Raw genomic sequence first — 17,742 nt, 5'->3', positions numbered from 1 at the left:
CCCGGCCCCTGGTGGGACCCCGAGCAACTCCGGCTGCCGCTAGGCGAGTTGTGGGGGAAGCCCCCTAGGGGGACGAAAAAGTGTTATCGCGGAGCCCTTCACTCCGTCTCCACGTACGCCATGCACGAAGGGGGCACCGGCCGGAAAGGACGACGTGGACACGCGGCAGTGGCGCGACACCATCGCGGCGGCGCAGGACGGCGACCGGCGGGCGCTGGACGAACTCGTCGAGGGCTGGCTGCCGCTGGTCTACAACATCGTGGGCCGCGCCCTGAACGGCCACGCCGACGTCGACGACGTCGTCCAGGAGACCATGCTGCGGGCCGTCGGCAACCTGGGCAGCCTGCGCGACCCGGAGAGCTTCCGGTCCTGGCTGGTCGCCATCGCCATGCGCCAGATACGCGACCGGGCTCGCCGCAGGACCCCCGCCCCGCTGGACGAGTCGGCCGCGCGCGAGGCCGCCGACTTCGCCGAACTCACCGTCCTGCGACTCCAGTTGGAGGGACAGCGGCGCGAGGTCGCCGAGGCCGTGCGCTGGCTCGACGGAGAGGACCGGCAGCTGCTGTCGCTGTGGTGGCTGGAGGTCGCGGGCGAACTCACCCGGCGCGAACTGGCCGCCGCCGTGGGCATCAGCCGGCAGCACGCCGCCGTGCGCGTCCAGCGGATGAAGGAGCGCCTGGAGACCTCCCGGGGCATCGTCCGGGCCCTCGACGGAGCCTGCCCCGGCCTGCGTGAACGGACGGCCCGCTGGAACGGCCGCCCCGACTCGGTCTGGCGCAAGCGGCTGGCCCGGCACATCCGCGGCTGCGCCTACTGCGGAGACACGCGCGAGGCCGTCGTACCCGCGGAGCGGCTGCTGGTCGGGATTGCGCTGGTGCCGGTCCCGGTCGGGTTCACCCTCTCGCTGGCCCTCGGCGGCAAGACGGCCGCGGCCGCCACCGCCACGGTCGCCTCCGTGAGCTGGTCCGCCAAGGTGCTGAGCGCGCTCACCCAGCCCATCGTCGCGGCCACCGCGGGCGCGACGATCGTCGCGGGCGGCGCGTACGTCGTCACGCAGACCCCGGACGCCCCGGCGCCGCGGGTGGCGGTCTCGCCCACGGCGGCGAGCACGTACCGGCCACCCTCGGTGCCGGCCACGCCGTCGCCCACGCCGTCGACCCCGTCCCCTTCGGCGACACCCACCAGGACCAGGACCGCCCTCTACGGCAGTGTCGTCGACGCCGTCGACCGGGCACCGGACCCCGACACCCCGCCCGCCGCCCTGCCGCACCGGCCCGAGACCGGCATCACCAGCACCGGCGGTGCGCACGCCGTCATGAACCACCGCGGGGACAGCGTCACGCTCACCGGCGAGGGCTATGTCCTGGTCCGCTGGCAGCTCTCGCCCCAGTACCGGGCGGGCAGCCTGGTCATGCCGGCCTGGACCGGCCTCAAGGGCGAGCTCTTCCACGTCGCCTCGGGCGGCGGCCGGCGGATGGACGACTCCGTCAGCGCCACGGACCCGACCGCCACCGGAATGGGCAACTCCACCACCGGCTACGCCGTCTTGCCCGCCGGCACCCAGCAAATGTGGCAGAACGAGTACTTCTACCTCGACGGCGCCGTCACCCTCACGGTCAACGAACGCGGCGCCGACTACGGCCTCAGCGTCTTCCCCTCCGGCTGGGACGCGGTGGAGAAGGACGTCACCACCGGCCCCGACGGGGGCGCGAAGCGCTACGGCCTGGTCCGCGACACCGGCAAGGACGACACCCCCGTACCGCAGTACGTCACCCGGTCGACCCCCGCCGACCCGGCGACCGTTGGACAGCGGTCCCGGGTGTAGCGCTGCCGTAGTGCTCCTGGGCGTCCATCACCTCGTCCCCGTGGTCGTGCGCCCAGGCACCGAACGCCTCGATCGGCGCGAGCAACGTCCGCCCGAGCACGGTCAGTTCGTACTCCACTCGGGGCGGAGAGCCGCCGTACGCCCGGCGTTCGACGAGTCCGTTGAACTCCAGCCGGCGCAAGGTCTGGGTCAGCACCTTCTGGCTGATCCCGCCGATGCGCGCCCGCAGTTCGCCGGGGCGGCCGGGGCCGTCCTTGAGGGCCCAGACCACCACGGGGTTCCAGGTGTTGGAGACCAGGTCGAAGGCGAGGCGGGTGCGGCAGTCGGCGAGGAAGGCGAGGTCGGTGGTCACGTACCGAATGGTGCCCAAGCGGGTTCCTAGTGTCGTGCCGGATCCGGAGACACGGGAGTTCCGGCGAACAGCGGGAGGCGTCATGCGGGTGGGAATCATCGGCCGGGGCGGTATGGCGGACGCGTTGGGTACGCAGTGGCGGCGGGCCGGGCACGAGGTGGTCGCCGGGAGCCGTTCGGGAGGGCTGCGCGAGGCGGCGGAGTACGGGACGGACGCGGTGCTGCTCGCGGTGCCGTACGAGGCGGTGGTCGAGGTCGTGGGCGGGCTGGGGGACGCACTGCGCGGGAAGCTGCTGATCGACTGCACCAATCCGGTGGGGCCCGGTTTCGGTCTGCTCACCTGCGGTGGGCCCTCCGCCGCCGAACGCATCGCCGCCGCCGCGCCCTCGGCGCGCGTCGTGAAGGCCTTCAACCTGTGCCACGTCGACGTCTGGCGGCTCACCCCGCCCGTCTTCGACGGCCGCCCCCTCGCGGTGCCCCTGTGCGGGGACGACGAGGGGGCCCTGACCGTCGTACGACGACTCGTCCGCGACCTGGGCTGCGAGCCGCTGAACGCCGGGGGACTGGACCGGGCCGGACTCCTGGAGGCGACCGCTGCGCTGCTGATCGGGCTGTGGGTGGGGGAGGGGGCGGACGCGCAGGCGATCTCGCCGCCGTTGGCGTACTCGGGGGTCTAACTCCCGTTCGCCTGTGCTCTCAGCGCGCAGAGCAGGTCCACCCGGTTCGTCGTGATCGAGTCGACGCCCAGGGCGGCGAGGCGGCGCATCGAGCGGCGGGTGTCGGGGGTCCAGACGGAGATCAGATAGCCGTCGGTGTGGATGCGCTCGGCGAGCTCCCGGTCCATCAGGCCGAAACGGTAGTTGAGCCAGCGGGGCTTCACGGCGTTCAGGAGGGCGGGGCGCGGGGGCGCGAGGGTCGTCCAGGTGAGGGCGATCTCCGCGGACGGGTCGGCCTCGCGGACGGCGAGCATGGCGGTGGCGTCGGCGCAGTAGTAGACGCGGTCCTGGGCACCGCACTCGCGGACCACGTCGACCACCCGACGGGCGACTCGTACCTCTCTCGTGCCGGGCAGATCGAGCATCAGACGGTGGCCGTCGGTGGCTTCGAGGGCCTCCGCGAGCGTCGGCACCTGGCCGTCCGTCAGCCCTCGCACCTCGTCCGCCGACAAGGAGCGGAGGGGCCGGTCGTGCTCCCACAGCCGCTTCAGCGTCTCGTCGTGGAGCAGCACCGGTACGCCGTCCCTGGTGAGCCGTACGTCGATCTCCACCGCGTCCGCGCCCCGGTCGAGCGCGGCACGCAGGGAGTCGATCGTGTTCTCACGGACGCGGTAGGGGTGGCCGCGGTGTGCCACGGCCGTCAGCTTCTGCATGCGCCCATTGTGGTGGGATCAGCGGGCGAGCCACGTGCGGGTGTAGGTGTCGATCTCGTCCCTGATCCTGGCCTTGCCCGGCTCGTCGAGGAACGACGCGTCGACCGCGTTCTTCGCGAGCTCGGCCAGACCCTCTTCGTCGAGGTCCAGGAGCCTCGCCGCCACCGCGTACTCGCTGTTCAGGTCCGTGCCGAACATCGGGGGGTCGTCGGAGTTGATCGTGACGACGATCCCCGCCCGCACGAACTCCCTTATCGGGTGCTCGTCGAGGGTGCGGACGGCTCGGGTCGCGATGTTGGAGGTGGGGCACACCTCCAGCGGGACGCGGTGCTCGGCGAGGTGGGTGAGGAGCGCCGGATCCCGGAAGGAGCTCGTGCCGTGACCGATGCGTTCGGCGCGGAGATGGGTGAGGGCGTCCCACACCGTCTCCGGGCCGGTCGTCTCGCCGGCGTGCGGGACCGAGTGCAGGCCGGCGGCGATCGCCCGGTCGAAGTACGGCTTGAACTGGGGGCGGGGGACGCCGATCTCGGGGCCGCCGAGACCGAAACTCACCAGGCCCTCCGGGCGGAGGCGGTCGTCGGTGGCGAGGCGGGTCGTCTCCTCGGCCGCTTCCAGGCCGGCCTCGCCGGGGATGTCGAAGCACCAGCGAAGCACCGTGCCGAACTCGGACTCCGCCGCCTTGCGGGCGTCCTCGATCGCCTCCATGAACGCGCGCTCGTCGATGCCGCGGCGGGTCGAGGAGAACGGGGTGATGGTGAGTTCGGCGTAGCGGACCTGCTGGCGGGCGAGCTCCCTTGCCACCTCGTAGGTGAGGAGCCGCACGTCCTCGGGCGTGCGGATCAGGTCCACGACGCTGAGGTACACGTCGATGAAGTGGGCGAAGTCCGTGAAGGTGAAGTAGTCGGCGAGGGCCTCGGGGTCCGTGGGGACCTTGGAGTCGGGGTGGCGGGCGGCCAGTTCGGAGACGATGCGTGGGGAGGCGGAGCCGACGTGGTGGACGTGGAGTTCGGCCTTGGGCAGGTCGGCGATGAAGGCGTGCAGGTGGTCGGGCGTCGTCATGGGGGCCTCCCCTTGCTGGGCGCCGGGCACGGTGGGGCGGTGCGGTGCGGTGCCGTTCCGTGCGGCGCGGTGATCGGCTGATCGTTGCGGAACATGTTAGGCGGGTGGGGGTGTGTGCCTGCGGCGGCCTGTGCGGGTTCGGTGGGGGTGGGCGTTGTTGCGCAGTTCCCCGCGCCCCTGGGTGCCTGCGGCGGCCTGTGCGGCTCCGGTGGGGGCGGGTGTAGCGCGTGCGGGTGTGTTGTGGGTCGGGGCCGGGGTGGGGGGTATCCGTCCTCGGTCCGGCGGCTCGGTTCCTTGAGCTGTGCGCGGTGCCGGACGCCGGCCGCTGCGGGCGGACACCCCCCACCCGGCCCGTCGTGGCGCACGTTCCGGCGAACGGCCCGTCGTGGCGCGCGAGGGGAGAGGAACGATCCGTCGTGGCGCGCGAGGGTAGCGAACGGCCTGTCCTGGCGCAGGTGACTGCAACTCCCCAGGGGCGCGGGGAACTGCGCGACAAGCCCCCACCGACCCGCACCCGCCCGACACCCCGACCCGGCACCCCCATAGGCGCCCCGCCCAAGCCCAGCATGGCCAGGCACCCCGTAACATGGCCGCACGAACGACCTAGGGGGACGTGAGCATGACGGACGGAACGCAGTCGAACGGGGACGGTCGGGACCCGTGGGCTCCACCGGAGAGCAGTGGGCCTTCGTTGGAGAAGAGCCCGTCGCCCGGTGCCGGGCAGCCGCCGTCGCCCCCCGTGCATGATCAGGCCACCGTGACGTCCGTGCCGAACGACGGTTACGGCTTCCCGCCTCCCGCGGCCGCGGGACCCGCCCCCACTCCTGGATACGGCTACCCCGGACCCGGCATACCCGGCGGCCCCGCTCCCGTGCCGCCTCCCCCCGTCGGACCCGAGGGCCCCGGCGCTCCCGCCGGCTACGGCTACCCCGGTTATCCGCAGAGCCCGCAGGGATACGGCGGCTGGGCCCCGCCCATGCCCCCGCAGAACGGCATGGGCGTCGCCGCGATGGTGCTGGGCATCCTGTCCTGCGCCCTGTTCTGCATGTACGGCATCCTCTCGCTGGTGCTCGGGGTCCTCGCCATCGTGTTCGGGATCAAGGGACGCAAGCGGGCCGAGCGGGGTGAGGCCACCAACCACGGGCAGGCGCAGGCCGGGTTCATCATGGGGATCATCGGGACGATCCTCGGGATCGCGGTGATCGTGCTGCTCGCCATCGGGATCACCGCCGCCATCAACTCGGACGACGAATCCGACTACTACGACGGCTCCCTCGCCGTCGTGGCCGCCGCCCCCGTGGCGTAGCGCCCGTAGCGGAGACGAAGGGACCACCGGATCCGGTGGTCCCTTCACGCGTTTCTGAGCCGCTCCCTCGCCTCCATCAGCGCGAAGCCCAGGAGGTTCGGGCCCCGCCAGCGCTCCGGGGCGGCCGCCGCCTCGTCGTCCGCGGCGAGGCCGATCCCCCACACCCGGTCCATCGGGCTGGCCTCGACGAGCACCCGGTGGCCGGTGTTCAGGAGGAACTCCCGCAGGTCGTCGTGGGCCGCGAACTTGTGCACGCTGCCCTCCACGACGATCCCGAAGCGCTCACGCCGCCAGATCTGCTCGTCGAAGCTCGCGACCTGTCGGCCCACCTTCTTGGCCTGGGCCGGAGATCCGGCCGCCAGGATCCGGCGCTCCGCCTCCTGATCTTCGAAAAGCCGGGCCTTGCCCGCCATCATCCAGTGCTCGGCGGTCGCATAGGTCACCCCGTCGACCACGAACGGTGACGGCCACCACTGGCTCAGACAGCTCGCGCCGACCCGGCCGTCCGGACGCGGGCGGTGGCCCCAGAAGTGCAGATACTTGATTTTCGCGCCGGCCCGGACCTGCTTGACCAGGGCATCCTGTGAATCGATCTTCCCCGTGATCTTCCCCATGCACGCGAGTCTGGCAGGAACCACTGACAGTCCGTCCTTCCTTTTCGGAGGCGACTCGACACCTGGTCGACAGATTCCGTCGCGTAACCGAAAGGCAACAACGGAATCACTTGTAGGAGTGCCATTGCTCTGTCAGGATCGGCACTCAAATCGAGCTGGAGCTACGCCACCCGCCCGCGGCCACCGCGGGGTGACGGCGGAGGAGAGCGACATGCACAACCCGGGCACTGCCCTCCCGGACCGGTTCGCGGCCCAGGAGCGGTTCGCCGAAGGCGCGCAGTTCATCGGAGGGCGTCTCACCAAGGGGACCTCCGGCCGTACGCACGCGGTCGTGGATCCCGCGAGCGGTGAGGAGGTGTTCACCTATGAGCTGGCGGGCGCCGAGGATGTCGATGCCGCGGTCGCCGCGGCTCGCGCGGCCTTCCCGGGCTGGGCGGCCACCACTCCCGGTGACCGTTCCGACGCCCTGCACCGGTTCGCCGCCGTGCTCGCCGACCGTGCCGAGGACTTCGCCCGCGCGGAGTCACTCCAGTGCGGGAAGCCGCTGAAGCTGACCCGGGAGTTCGACGTCCCGGGGACGATCGACAACACCGCCTTCTTCGCCGGGGCCGCGCGGCACCTTCAGGGGCAGTCCGCCGGTGAGTACTCCGGGGATCACACGTCCTATGTGCGGCGCGAGCCCATCGGTGTGGTCGGGTCCATCGCGCCGTGGAACTATCCGCTGCAGATGGCCGCCTGGAAAATCCTTCCTGCGATCGCTGCCGGCAACACCATCGTGCTGAAGCCCGCCGAGATCACCCCGCTCACCTCGCTCCTCTTCGCCCAGGCGGCCACCGACGCCGGGATTCCCGACGGTGTCATCAACATCGTCACCGGGACCGGGAAGGAGGCGGGGGAGCGTCTGGTCGGGCACCCCGACGTGGCCATGACCTCGTTCACCGGGTCGACGGCTGTCGGCAAGCGGGTCGCCGAGATCGCCACCGCCACCGTCAAGCGGCTGCACCTGGAGCTCGGCGGCAAGGCTCCCTTCGTCGTCTTCGACGACGCCGATCTGGAGGCCGCCGTCCACGGGGCCGTGGCGGGCGCGCTCATCAACACCGGGCAGGACTGCACGGCCGCCACGCGCGCGTACGTGCAGCGGCCGCTGTACGAGGCCTTCGTCGAGAAGACCGCGGCCCTGATGGAGACCGTCCGGCTCGGCGACCCGTTCGCCGCCGGTACCGATCTCGGGCCGCTCATCTCGCACGTCCAGCGGGACCGGGTCGCCGGGTTCGTCGACCGTGCGCGTGCCTACGCGCGCGTGGTGACCGGTGGCGAGGTGCCCGAGGGAGAGCTCGCCAAGGGGGCGTACTACCGGCCCACGCTCGTCGCCGACGCCGCCCAGGACAGCGAGATCGTCCAGTCGGAGATCTTCGGGCCGGTACTGGTCGTCCTGCCCTTCGACAGCGACGACGAGGGCATCCGGCTCGCCAACGACACCCCGTACGGGCTCGCCGCCTCCGCCTGGAGCCGGGACGTCTACCGGGCGAACCGGGCCACGCGGGAGATCAAGGCCGGGTGCGTGTGGGTCAACGACCACATCCCGATCATCAGCGAGATGCCGCACGGCGGGTACAAGGCGTCCGGCTTCGGCAAGGACATGTCCGCGTACTCGTTCGATGAGTACACCCAGCTCAAGCACGTTATGTTCGATAATACGGCGGTGGCGGCGAAGGACTGGCACCGCACGATCTTCGGGGACCGGCTGTAACCGATTTCCGGCTACCGCCGGGTGACGTATCCAGGCCGCCCGACCCGCGGCCGCCCACTTTCCCGAAAGGGCACCAGCGCATGGAGCAGTACGAGCCCGACCGCCTGTCGCCGGCCCAAGTGGCCGCCATGCGGCGCAGTTTCCGAGGCGGCCGGGCCGCCATGACCCGGCGGTCCCTGTTGCGTGCCTCCGCGGGCGGCGCGCTCGCGGTCGGCGGCCTCGGGACGCTGAGCGCCTGCGGCATCCCCGCGGCCGGCAACACCCAGGGAGGCGTCTCCGCAGAGGACCACTCGGGCAAGGAGAAGACCGTCAACTTCTCCAACTGGACCGAGTACATCGACGTGGACGAGAGCGAGAAGCACCACCCCACGCTCGACCAGTTCAAGAAGCAGACCGGTATATCGGTCAAGTACACCGAGGACATCAACGACAACGTCGAGTTCTTCGGGAAGATCAAGCCCCAGCTGGCTGCGGGGCAGGACACCGGGCGCGACATCATCGTGCTCACCGACTGGCTCGCCGCCCGGCTCATCCGGCTCGGGTGGGTCCAGAAACTGGACGCCTCCAACCTGCCCCACGCGTACGCCAACCTGGCCCAGCAGTTCCGTGAGCCCGACTGGGACCCGGGGCGGGCGTACTCGTACGTGTGGCAGGGCATCTCGACCGTCATTGCCTACAACAAGAAGGCCCTCGACGGCGTCGAGGTGAAGTCGATCTCCGACCTGCTCGACAACGCCAAGCTCAAGGGGCGGGTGGGCTTCCTGTCGGAGATGCGCGACAGCATCGGCATGACCCTGCTCGACATGGGCAAGGACCCGGCGCACTTCACCGCCGACGACTACGACGCGGCCATCGCGCGGCTCCAGAAGGCCGTCGACAAGGGGCAGATCCGCCGCTTCACCGGCAACGACTACACCTCCGACCTGACCAGCGGCGACTTCGCCGCCTGTGTCGCCTGGGCCGGGGACGTCGTACAGCTGAAGGCGGACAGTCCGGACATCGACTTCATCATCCCGGACAGCGGATACATGACGTCGACCGACAACATGCTGATCCCCAACAAGGCGCGTCACAAGACGAACGCCGAGCGGCTCATCGACTTCTACTACCAGCCGAAGCCGGCGGCCGAACTCGCCGCGTACATCAACTACGTGTCGCCCGTCGACGGTGTGAAGCCCGAGCTGGCGAAGCTCGACCCGGATGCGGCGAACAACCCGCTGATCATCCCCGACAAGGCCATGGCCGCGAAGTCCCACGCCTTCCGCTCCCTGAGCTCGAAGGAAGAGACGGCCTTTGAAGAGAAGTTCGCGAAGCTGACTGGGGCGTGATCACCGTGACGAACAAGACCACCGACAACAGCGGAGACGTCCGCCTGTCCGGCATCAGCAAGACGTACGACAACGGCTTCACGGCCGTACAGCCGCTGGACCTGACCGTCCCCCAGGGTTCCTTCTTCGCCCTGCTCGGCGCCTCCGGCTGCGGCAAGACCACCACCCTGCGCATGATCGCCGGTCTCGAGGAGCCCACCACGGGCACCGTGCACCTCGGCGACCAGGAGGTCACCCGGCTGCCGCCCTACAAGCGGCCGGTGAACACCGTCTTCCAGTCCTACGCCCTCTTCCCGCACCTCGACATCTTCGAGAACGTCGCCTTCGGTCTGCGCCGCCGTGGCATCAAGTCGGTGAAGAAGCAGGTCGAGGACATGCTGGAGCTCGTGCAGCTGGGGGAGCAGGCGCGGAAGAAGCCGCACCAGCTGTCGGGCGGCCAGCAGCAGCGGGTCGCCGTGGCCCGGGCACTGATCAACACCCCCAAGGTGCTCCTCCTCGACGAGCCGCTCGGCGCCCTCGACCTCAAGCTGCGCCGCCAGATGCAGCTGGAGCTCAAGCGCATCCAGACCGAGGTCGGCATCACCTTCGTGCACGTCACGCACGACCAGGAGGAGGCCATGACCATGGCCGACACGGTCGCCGTGATGAACGCGGGCCGCGTCGAGCAGCTCGGCTCGCCGACCGACCTGTACGAGAACCCGAACACCACCTTCGTCGCCAACTTCCTCGGCACCTCCAACCTCATCGAGGCCGAGGTCGACTCCAAGAGCGGCGGCGAGATCGTGCTGAAGGCGGGCGGCGGCAAGCTGGTGCTGCCCGAGGCGCGGTACGCCGGGCCGACCGCGACCGGCGGCAAGGTGCTGGTCGGCGTCCGGCCGGAGAAGATCTCCCTCACCCACGCCGACCAGGCCGGGGAGATCGCGGAAGGCCGCAACCGGATCACCGGGAAGATCGCCGACTCCTCCTTCATCGGTGTCTCCACGCAGTACGTCATCGACAGCCCCGTCTGCCCCGAGTTCGAGGTCTACGCCCAGAACATCGACCGCGACGACCGGCTCGTGCCCGGCGCCGAGGTCGTCCTGCACTGGAACCCGGCCCACACCTTCGGACTGGACGCTGCTCAGGACATCGACGCCGGCATCCAGGAAGAGGCGACGGTCTGATGGCGACGCTCACCGAGGCGCCCCCGCCTCTGACACCGACCGCACCCGGGAAGAAGCCCCCGCGCAAGAGGGGCCGCTTCACGCCGTACTGGCTGCTGCTGCCCGGCATCTTGTGGCTGCTGGTCTTCTTCGCGCTGCCGATGATCTACCAGGCCTCCACGTCCGTGCAGACGGGTTCCCTGGAGCAGGGCTACAAGGTCACCTGGCACTTCGCGACCTACTGGGACGCGCTGTCGCAGTACTGGCCGCAGTTCCTGCGCTCGATCCTCTACGCCGGTGCCGCGACGATCCTGTGCCTGGTGCTCGGGTATCCGCTCGCGTACCTCATCGCGTTCCGCGCGGGACGCTGGCGGAACCTGATCATGGTCCTGGTGATCGCGCCCTTCTTCACCAGCTTCCTGATCCGCACCCTCGCCTGGAAGACGATCCTCTCGGACAGCGGCCCGGTCGTCGGCGCCCTCAACACGCTGCACGTCCTGGACGTCACCAGCTGGCTCGGCTGGACCACCGGCGACCGCGTCCTGGCCACGCCGCTCGCGGTGGTGTGCGGTCTGACGTACAACTTCCTGCCCTTCATGATCCTGCCGCTGTACACCTCCCTGGAGCGCATCGACGGGCGGCTGCACGAGGCGGCGGGCGATCTCTACGCCAAGCCGGTCACCACCTTCCGCAAGGTCACCTTCCCGCTGTCGATGCCGGGCGTGGTCTCCGGGACGTTGCTGACCTTCATCCCGGCGGCCGGCGACTACGTCAACGCCGAACTCCTCGGCTCGACCGACACGCGCATGATCGGAAACGTCATCCAGACCCAGTTCCTGCGGATTCTGGACTATCCGACGGCAGCAGCCCTCTCCTTCATCCTCATGGCCGCGATTCTCCTCATGGTCACCTTCTACATCCGCAAGTCCGGGACGGAGGATCTGGTTTAAATGGCCCTCGTCAACTGGCTCAAGCGTCATTTCGTCGTCATCGCGGGACTGCTGACTCTCGGATATCTCCTGCTGCCGAACATCGTCGTCACGGTGTTCTCCTTCAACAAACCGAAGGGGCGCTTCAACTACCAGTGGCAGCAGTTCTCCACGGACGCCTGGAAGGACCCCTGCGGCGTCGCCGACATGTGCGGCTCGCTGTCGATCAGCCTCCAGATCGCATTCTGGGCGACGGTCGGCGCGACCGTCCTCGGCAGCATGATCGCCTTCGCGCTGGTCCGTTACCGGTTCCGCGCGCGGGGCACCGTGAACTCGCTGATCTTCCTGCCGATGGCGATGCCCGAGGTCGTCATGGCGGCCTCGCTGCTCACCCTGTTCCTCAACCTGGGTGCTCAGCTGGGTTTCTGGACGATCCTGATCGCCCACATCATGTTCTGCCTCAGCTTTGTCGTCGTCGCCGTCAAGGCGCGCGTGATGTCGATGGACCCGCGTCTGGAGGAGGCAGCCCGGGATCTGTACGCGAGTCCCGTCCAGACCTTCCTCCGGGTGACCCTGCCCATCGCGGCGCCCGGAATCGCCGCGGGCGCGTTGCTGTCCTTCGCGCTCTCCTTCGACGATTTCATCATCACCAACTTCAACGCGGGCTCGACCGTCACCTTCCCCATGTTCGTCTGGGGTTCGGCACAGCGTGGAACGCCCGTCCAGATCAACGTCATCGGCACGACGATGTTCCTCGTCGCCGTCCTTCTGGTCCTGACCTCCATGGTCATCAGCAACCGCCGCAACAAGCAAAAGGCATAGGCCCTTTTCACAGAATCCTCCGTAGGGAGTTGAAATCATGGCCCCGAGCGCCATGAGCCGTTGGACCAAGGCACTTTCCGAGGCCCGGCCGGTCCCGTACTGGCTGGACGACCCCGGCCGGCCCCACCCCGAGCCCGCCCTCACCGGCGCCGCGACCTGCGACCTGCTGGTCGTCGGCGGTGGCTACAGCGGGCTGTGGACCGCGCTCAACGCGAAAGAGCGCGACCCCGAGCGGGATGTCGTCCTGCTGGAGGGCCGTGAGGTGGGCTGGGCCGCCTCCGGTCGCAACGGCGGCTTCTGTGCCGCCTCCCTCACCCACGGCCTGCCCAACGGTCTGGCCCGCTGGCCGGACGAGATCCACAAGCTCGAGGAGCTGGGCGCCCGCAACCTCGACGAGATCGAGAAGGCGGTCGCCCGGCACGACCTCGACTGCGAGTTCGAGCGCACCGGCGAGATCGACGTGGCGACCGAGACGTACCAGGCCCGGGAGCTGCGTGACTGGTACGAGGAGTTGCAGGACAAGGGCCTCGCCGACGGGGTCGAGTTCCTGGACGCCGACGCGGTGCGGGACCAGGTCGCCTCGCCCACCTTCGAGGCGGGGCTGTGGGACCGCCGGGGCGTGGCCATGCTCAACCCGGCCAAGCTCGTCTGGGGCCTGAAGCGGGCGTGCCTGAGGCTCGGCGTGCGGATCCACGAGCACACACCCGCCCTCACCCTGAAGCCCTACGGCGCCGGCATGGCCGTACGCACGCCGTACGGTTCCGTCCGGGCCAGGAAGGTCGCGCTCGGCACGAACATCTTCCCGAACCTGGTCAAGCGGGTCCGGGCGTACACCGTGCCGGTCTACGACTACGCGCTGATGACCGAGCCGCTGGCCGCGGACCAGCTCGCGTCGATCGGCTGGAGGAACCGCCAGGGGCTCGGCGACTCGGCGAACCAGTTCCACTACTTCCGGCTCTCCGCCGACAACCGGATCCTGTGGGGCGGTTACGACGCGGTCTACCAGTACGGCGGCCGGGTGCGCGCCGAGTACGACGACCGGCCGGAGACGTACGCCAAGCTCGCCGGGCACTTCTTCACCTGCTTCCCGCAGCTGGAGGGCGTCCGCTTCACCCACGCGTGGGGCGGGGCGATCGACACCTGCTCGCGGTTCTCCGCGTTCTACGGCACCGCCCACCAGGGCAGGGTGGCGTACGCGGCCGGCTACACGGGTCTCGGCGTCGGCGCGACCCGGTTCGGGGCGGACGTGATGCTGGACCTGCTGTCCGGGGAGAGCACCGAGCGGACCTCGCTGGAGATGGTCCGCAAGAAGCCGCTGCCCTTCCCGCCGGAACCCTTCGCCTGGACCGGTATCGCCCTGACCAAGTGGTCGCTGGCCCGTGCCGACGCGCACGGCGGACGGCGCAACCTGTGGCTGCGGACCATGGACAAGTTCGGTCTGGGATTCGACAGCTGAACGATCGTAGGTGATCTGATTCACTCCAACGAGTGGTCAGAACCCGCGTAATGCTCCCCGGGAGACCTCCCTCTCCCTCGTGACGCGACCAGCGTCGACGAGAGAGAGGGAGGTCTTCTCATGACTGGGGCGAGGACGGCGGTGGAGTGGCTGGCATCCGTCGCACCGGATCCCGAGGCCTGCCGCCGGGAGTGGGAGCGCAACCCCCTCGGGGTGGCGCTGCTTCCGGCGGGCAGGGCCTGGGACGTACTGATCCTGCCGGGCGAGCTCGGCTACCCGACGCTCGACGTCCTCACCCGCATCCTCGACCGACTCGGCCCGGTGCTCGTCGACTTCGGCGACGCGCGGATGGGCTTCTTCGTGCCACCGGGCACCGCGGCCCGCTGGCTCGGCACCGGCATCCGCACGGCCGGCGCCGGCACCTGGATCGTCGTGCCGTACCCGGGCCGGGTGGCCGGGGGAGGGGTCCGCTGGCTGGTCCCACCGGACGGCTCCGGCATTCTCGTCGACCCGGCGCTGCTGGAACTGGCGATGCACGAGGCGGCCGCCGGTCTGGTCATGGGGGAGGGCGACGACTGAGAGCGGAGGCGTGAGCCACCGCCGGAGGTCTTGACAACCCGGATTGGTCTGGACCAAGTTGGGCGCGCTCCACCCTCCCGATTCCCCCATGCCCGGAGGCTCTTGTGGACCGCACCGGACCCGCCAGACCCGTCCTCGCCGCGCTGACGGCCGCTCTGCTGGCCCTGTCAGGCGTCACCGCGCTCTCGTCGGCCGCCCGTGCGGCCGACGCGGACTGGCGCGGAACGGAGGCTTCGAAGCGGGACTCGACGGCTGGACCTGCTCCTCAGGTACGACGGTCAACAACCCTGTGCACAGTGGGAGTTCGGCGCTCCTGGCAACCTCGGCCGGCAGTGACGACGCCCAGTGCGCCCAGACGGTGACCGTCCGCCCCGACGCCCAGTACACGCTCTCCGGATACGTCCGCGGCTCCTACGTCTACCTCGGCGCCACCGGCACCGGCACCACCGACGTCTCCACCTGGACCCCGGCGGCCCCCGACTGGCAGCGGCTCACCACGACCTTCCGCACCGGCCCGTCCACCACCAAGGTCACGCTCTACACGCATGGTTGGTACGGGACCGGGGCGTACAACGCGGACGACGTGTCCCTCACCGGCCCGGGCGTCGATGCCGGGCAGCCGCCCGCGAAGCCGACGGGCCTGCGGACGGGCACGGTCACCTCCTCCAGCGTGGCCCTGTCCTGGACGGCGGTCGCGGGCGCCACCGGCTACGCCGTCTACCGCGACGGAGCCAAGGTGCAGAACGCGAGCGGGACTTCGGCGACCGTGAGCGGCCTCGCGCCCTCCACGGCGTACGGCTTCCAGGTCGCCGCCGTGAACGACGCGGGGGAGTCGCCGAGATCGGACACCGTGAACGCCGCCACGGCCGCCGCCACTTCCACGGACCTCCCCACCCGCGCCCTGGTCGGCTACCTCCCCGCGAGCTTCGCCAACGGCGCCGGCTACACCCGCCTGGCCGATGTCCCCGACAGCTGGGACGTCATCGACCTGGCCTTCGGCGAGCCCACCTCGGTCACCTCCGGAGACATCCGCTTCACCCGCTGCCCGGTCACCGAATGCCCGAACGCCGAGTCCGACGCCGACTTCAAGGCGGCGATCAGGGCCAAGCAGGCGGCCGGCAAGAAGGTGCTGATCTCGATCGGCGGCCAGAACGGCCAGGTCCAGCTCACCACGACCGCGGCCCGGGAGGCTTTCGTCGCCTCGGTCTCGGCCATCATCGACACCTACGGACTCGACGGCCTGGACATCGACTTCGAGGGCCACTCGCTCTCGCTGAACGCCGACGACACGGACTTCACCCACCCGAAGACCCCGGTGATCGTGAACCTGATCTCCGCTCTGAAGACGCTGAAGGCCCGGTACGGCGCGAAGTTCGTCCTCTCCATGGCCCCGGAGACCTTCTTCGTGCAGATGGGCCACCAGTACTACGGCACCGGCAAGTGGGGCGGCCAGGACCCGCGATGCGGGGCGTACCTGCCGGTGATCCACGCCCTGCGCGACGACCTGACCCTGCTGCACGTCCAGGACTACAACTCGGGCCCGATCATGGGGCTGGACAACCAGTACCACTCCATGGGCGGCGCCGACTTCCACATCGCCATGACCGACATGCTCCTCACCGGCTTCCCGGTCGCCGGCGACCCCGCGAAGGTCTTCCCGCCCCTGCGCCCCGACCAGGTGGCCATCGGCATGCCGGCCTCCACGAACGCGGGCAACGGCTACGTGGCCCCGACGGAGGTCACCAGGACCCTCGACTGCCTGACCAGGAGAACGAACTGCGGCTCGTACACCACCCACGGCACCTGGCCGTCCCTGCGCGGCCTGATGACCTGGTCCGTCAACTGGGACCGCTACGCGAACTGGGAGTTCCAGAGGACCTTCGACGGCTACTTCGGCTGACGCTCACTCCAGTACAGCCGCCCACACCTTCGCGAGCACGACGTCCCGCCCGGCGTCCCCCAGGGCGCCGAGCACCGATGGCAGGTGAAGGGACACCGAGCGCACCCGAGCCGACGTCGTGCCGTCCCAGCGTCGTACGGCGATGCTCTCCCGTGTCCGCGAGGCGCCCCCGGGGTGCAGCAGGACGCACGTCGGCAGACCGGCCGAGGGCTGCCGGGCCAGTGCGTGGGCGTAGAGGAACGCCTGGTAGAGGTCGGCGGGGCTCAGCTTCCCGTTGTCGTAGAGCTTGTACTTCAGGTCGACCGGGCGGCACAGCCGCTCACCGTCGACGCTGCCCGAGACCAGGACGTCCGGGCGGATCTCGCCGTAGGGGCGCTCCGTCCGCTCGTCGTACAGGACTCCGCGGTGCCGGGTCTGGTCGTGCACGGTGAATCCGGTGCCGGCGGCCGCCTCTCGCAGCAGACGGGTGAGGAACGCCTCGAACAGGACGTTCATGTCCACGAGGAAGGCCCGTGAGGCGAGTGGGCCCGGCGCCAGGAGGTCGGCGACACCGCCGCCGGACAGCAGCAGGGCGGCCCAGCGGTGGGCGCTTCTGTAGTGGCTGTTGTGCCGGTGGTGGTCGAGCGCGGCCAGCGCCGAGCGGAGGTCGCCCAGTGGCGTCGGAGCGATCCGCGCGAAGCCGGTCGCCGCACGACGGGCCCGTGCGCGTACGGACGCGGAACGCGCGGTGCGCGCGGCGAGGTCGATCGCGGCGCCGCAGAGCCGGTTGTCCAGGATGTCGGTGTCGTGCTCGTCGAAACGGCAGGCGAGCCGGTCCAGCCGGCCATAGTGCCGCAGGAGTTGACGGTCGGCGAGGAGCCGGCCGCGTACGGCCGGAAGGTCCTCCTCGACCGTGACGTAGTCCTGGCGCACTCCGCGGGACAGCAGGCGTTCGCACTCCTCGGTGAGCAGCAGGGCGACCAGGTCCCGCAGGTGCGGGGCGCCTTCGCGCACGGTGCGTGGGGCGTCGAGCGGCGGAAGCCCACGGCCCGCCGCGTACTCCAGCATGCGCAGCACATCGAGTTCACCGCCGAGATACTTGGGCAGGATTCGTATCTCGCAGGCGTCGAACCGGACGACCCCGACACACGGGCCCGCGGTCACTTCCAGCCTCCCGCCCGCGAGCTCCCGGACCTTCAGGCGCCGGGCCAGCTCCTCGCTCGCGCACAGGGCGCGGTCGGCCGGGCCGAGCCGGATCCCCTCGACGACCCTGGTCTCGTACTCGCGGAGTTCCACCTCCCGCAGCTCGCTCTCCCGCGGTGCCGGCACGGGA

The 17,742-nt window shown here is 70.2% G+C and carries 15 protein-coding genes and 1 pseudogene; 11 read left to right on the top strand and 5 right to left on the bottom strand.

The genetic code is table 11. The annotated features are described in order from the left end of the window. Positions 1-154 precede the first annotated feature (154 nt). Entirely contained in the window at positions 155-1,825 is a 1,671-nt protein-coding gene (locus tag ABZT06_RS17305; protein WP_355741050.1) for a sigma-70 family RNA polymerase sigma factor, read from the top strand. Here the strand turns inward: ABZT06_RS17305 and ABZT06_RS17300 are convergent. Then, positions 1,770-2,177 (bottom strand): helix-turn-helix domain-containing protein, encoded by a 408-nt coding sequence (locus ABZT06_RS17300; protein ID WP_355741048.1) that lies wholly within the window; start codon positions 2,175-2,177, stop codon positions 1,770-1,772. The two genes, ABZT06_RS17305 and ABZT06_RS17300, sit on opposite strands and share 56 nt — an antisense overlap. Before the next feature lie 82 nt (positions 2,178-2,259). Here ABZT06_RS17300 and ABZT06_RS17295 point away from each other — a divergent pair, with 82 nt between their 5' ends. Continuing rightward, complete coding sequence (locus tag ABZT06_RS17295) at positions 2,260-2,853, top strand: NAD(P)-binding domain-containing protein (protein WP_355741046.1); 594 nt, start codon at positions 2,260-2,262, stop codon at positions 2,851-2,853. On the opposite strand, the gene ABZT06_RS17290 is transcribed toward ABZT06_RS17295, so the two are convergent. Beyond that, complete coding sequence (locus ABZT06_RS17290) at positions 2,850-3,545, bottom strand: glycerophosphodiester phosphodiesterase (protein ID WP_355741044.1); 696 nt, start codon at positions 3,543-3,545, stop codon at positions 2,850-2,852. The genes ABZT06_RS17295 and ABZT06_RS17290 overlap by 4 nt on opposite strands. A gap of 18 nt (positions 3,546-3,563) precedes the next feature. Next, positions 3,564-4,604 carry an adenosine deaminase gene (locus ABZT06_RS17285; protein ID WP_355741042.1) on the bottom strand — a complete coding sequence of 347 codons (1,041 nt, stop codon included), beginning with the start codon at positions 4,602-4,604 and terminating at the stop codon, positions 3,564-3,566. Positions 4,605-5,223: 619 nt separating this feature from the next. Between ABZT06_RS17285 and ABZT06_RS17280 the strand changes: the two genes are divergently transcribed. Next, on the top strand, positions 5,224-5,910 hold the full coding sequence (locus ABZT06_RS17280) for a DUF4190 domain-containing protein (protein ID WP_355741040.1): 687 nt from the start codon (positions 5,224-5,226) through the stop codon (positions 5,908-5,910). A gap of 44 nt (positions 5,911-5,954) precedes the next feature. On the opposite strand, the gene ABZT06_RS17275 is transcribed toward ABZT06_RS17280, so the two are convergent. Continuing rightward, positions 5,955-6,524: an NADAR family protein gene (locus ABZT06_RS17275; protein ID WP_355741038.1), complete on the bottom strand. Its 570-nt coding sequence runs from the start codon at positions 6,522-6,524 to the stop codon at positions 5,955-5,957. Between the two features lie 211 nt (positions 6,525-6,735). Here ABZT06_RS17275 and ABZT06_RS17270 point away from each other — a divergent pair, with 211 nt between their 5' ends. The 8 genes and pseudogenes from ABZT06_RS17270 (at position 6,736) to ABZT06_RS17235 (ending at position 16,430) form a co-directional block, all read left to right on the top strand. Then, the gene (locus ABZT06_RS17270; protein WP_355741036.1) at positions 6,736-8,274 is read left to right on the top strand and encodes a gamma-aminobutyraldehyde dehydrogenase; all 1,539 of its coding nucleotides are present in this window, start codon (positions 6,736-6,738) and stop codon (positions 8,272-8,274) included. 80 nt (positions 8,275-8,354) lie between these two features. Continuing rightward, on the top strand, positions 8,355-9,602 hold the full coding sequence (locus tag ABZT06_RS17265) for a spermidine/putrescine ABC transporter substrate-binding protein (protein WP_355741034.1): 1,248 nt from the start codon (positions 8,355-8,357) through the stop codon (positions 9,600-9,602). Beyond that, a complete protein-coding gene (locus ABZT06_RS17260; protein ID WP_355741032.1) occupies positions 9,599-10,765 on the top strand; it encodes an ABC transporter ATP-binding protein in 1,167 nt (388 codons plus the stop codon). Before ABZT06_RS17265 ends, ABZT06_RS17260 begins: the two co-directional genes overlap by 4 nt. Continuing rightward, positions 10,765-11,694 carry an ABC transporter permease gene (locus ABZT06_RS17255; RefSeq protein WP_355741030.1) on the top strand — a complete coding sequence of 310 codons (930 nt, stop codon included), beginning with the start codon at positions 10,765-10,767 and terminating at the stop codon, positions 11,692-11,694. Before ABZT06_RS17260 ends, ABZT06_RS17255 begins: the two co-directional genes overlap by 1 nt. Next, on the top strand, positions 11,695-12,495 hold the full coding sequence (locus ABZT06_RS17250; RefSeq protein ID WP_007385015.1) for an ABC transporter permease: 801 nt from the start codon (positions 11,695-11,697) through the stop codon (positions 12,493-12,495). 37 nt (positions 12,496-12,532) lie between these two features. Beyond that, positions 12,533-13,951, top strand: a complete 1,419-nt coding sequence (locus ABZT06_RS17245; RefSeq protein ID WP_355741027.1) for an FAD-dependent oxidoreductase — start codon at positions 12,533-12,535, stop codon at positions 13,949-13,951. Between the two features lie 120 nt (positions 13,952-14,071). Further along, positions 14,072-14,530 (top strand): hypothetical protein, encoded by a 459-nt coding sequence (locus ABZT06_RS17240; protein WP_355741025.1) that lies wholly within the window; start codon positions 14,072-14,074, stop codon positions 14,528-14,530. 104 nt (positions 14,531-14,634) lie between these two features. Further along, positions 14,635-16,430 (top strand): annotated as a pseudogene (locus ABZT06_RS17235) (glycoside hydrolase family 18 protein). Positions 16,431-16,433: 3 nt separating this feature from the next. Here ABZT06_RS17235 and ABZT06_RS17230 read toward each other — a convergent pair. Next, positions 16,434-17,738 carry a hypothetical protein gene (locus tag ABZT06_RS17230; protein ID WP_355741023.1) on the bottom strand — a complete coding sequence of 435 codons (1,305 nt, stop codon included), beginning with the start codon at positions 17,736-17,738 and terminating at the stop codon, positions 16,434-16,436. Between the last annotated feature and the right edge of the window lie 4 nt (positions 17,739-17,742).

The organism is Streptomyces sp. NPDC005483, assembly GCF_040606035.1.
In the GTDB taxonomy this organism is placed as follows: domain Bacteria; phylum Actinomycetota; class Actinomycetes; order Streptomycetales; family Streptomycetaceae; genus Streptomyces.
The sequence above is the reverse complement of the archived record's forward strand: the minus strand, read 5'-3'. Positions and strand labels throughout refer to the sequence as shown.

Excerpts from the sequence above, each read along its gene's own strand:
- ABZT06_RS17295 (WP_355741046.1), top strand. The coding sequence starts at position 2,260 with ATGCGGGTGGGAATCATCGGCCGGGGCGGTATGGCGGACGCGTTGGGT.
- ABZT06_RS17290 (WP_355741044.1), bottom strand. The coding sequence starts at position 3,545 with ATGCAGAAGCTGACGGCCGTGGCACACCGCGGCCACCCCTACCGCGTC.
- ABZT06_RS17285 (WP_355741042.1), bottom strand. The coding sequence starts at position 4,604 with ATGACGACGCCCGACCACCTGCACGCCTTCATCGCCGACCTGCCCAAG.
- ABZT06_RS17280 (WP_355741040.1), top strand. The coding sequence starts at position 5,224 with ATGACGGACGGAACGCAGTCGAACGGGGACGGTCGGGACCCGTGGGCT.
- ABZT06_RS17275 (WP_355741038.1), bottom strand. The coding sequence starts at position 6,524 with ATGGGGAAGATCACGGGGAAGATCGATTCACAGGATGCCCTGGTCAAG.
- ABZT06_RS17270 (WP_355741036.1), top strand. The coding sequence starts at position 6,736 with ATGCACAACCCGGGCACTGCCCTCCCGGACCGGTTCGCGGCCCAGGAG.
- ABZT06_RS17265 (WP_355741034.1), top strand. The coding sequence starts at position 8,355 with ATGGAGCAGTACGAGCCCGACCGCCTGTCGCCGGCCCAAGTGGCCGCC.
- ABZT06_RS17255 (WP_355741030.1), top strand. The coding sequence starts at position 10,765 with ATGGCGACGCTCACCGAGGCGCCCCCGCCTCTGACACCGACCGCACCC.
- ABZT06_RS17250 (WP_007385015.1), top strand. The coding sequence starts at position 11,695 with ATGGCCCTCGTCAACTGGCTCAAGCGTCATTTCGTCGTCATCGCGGGA.
- ABZT06_RS17245 (WP_355741027.1), top strand. The coding sequence starts at position 12,533 with ATGGCCCCGAGCGCCATGAGCCGTTGGACCAAGGCACTTTCCGAGGCC.
- ABZT06_RS17240 (WP_355741025.1), top strand. The coding sequence starts at position 14,072 with ATGACTGGGGCGAGGACGGCGGTGGAGTGGCTGGCATCCGTCGCACCG.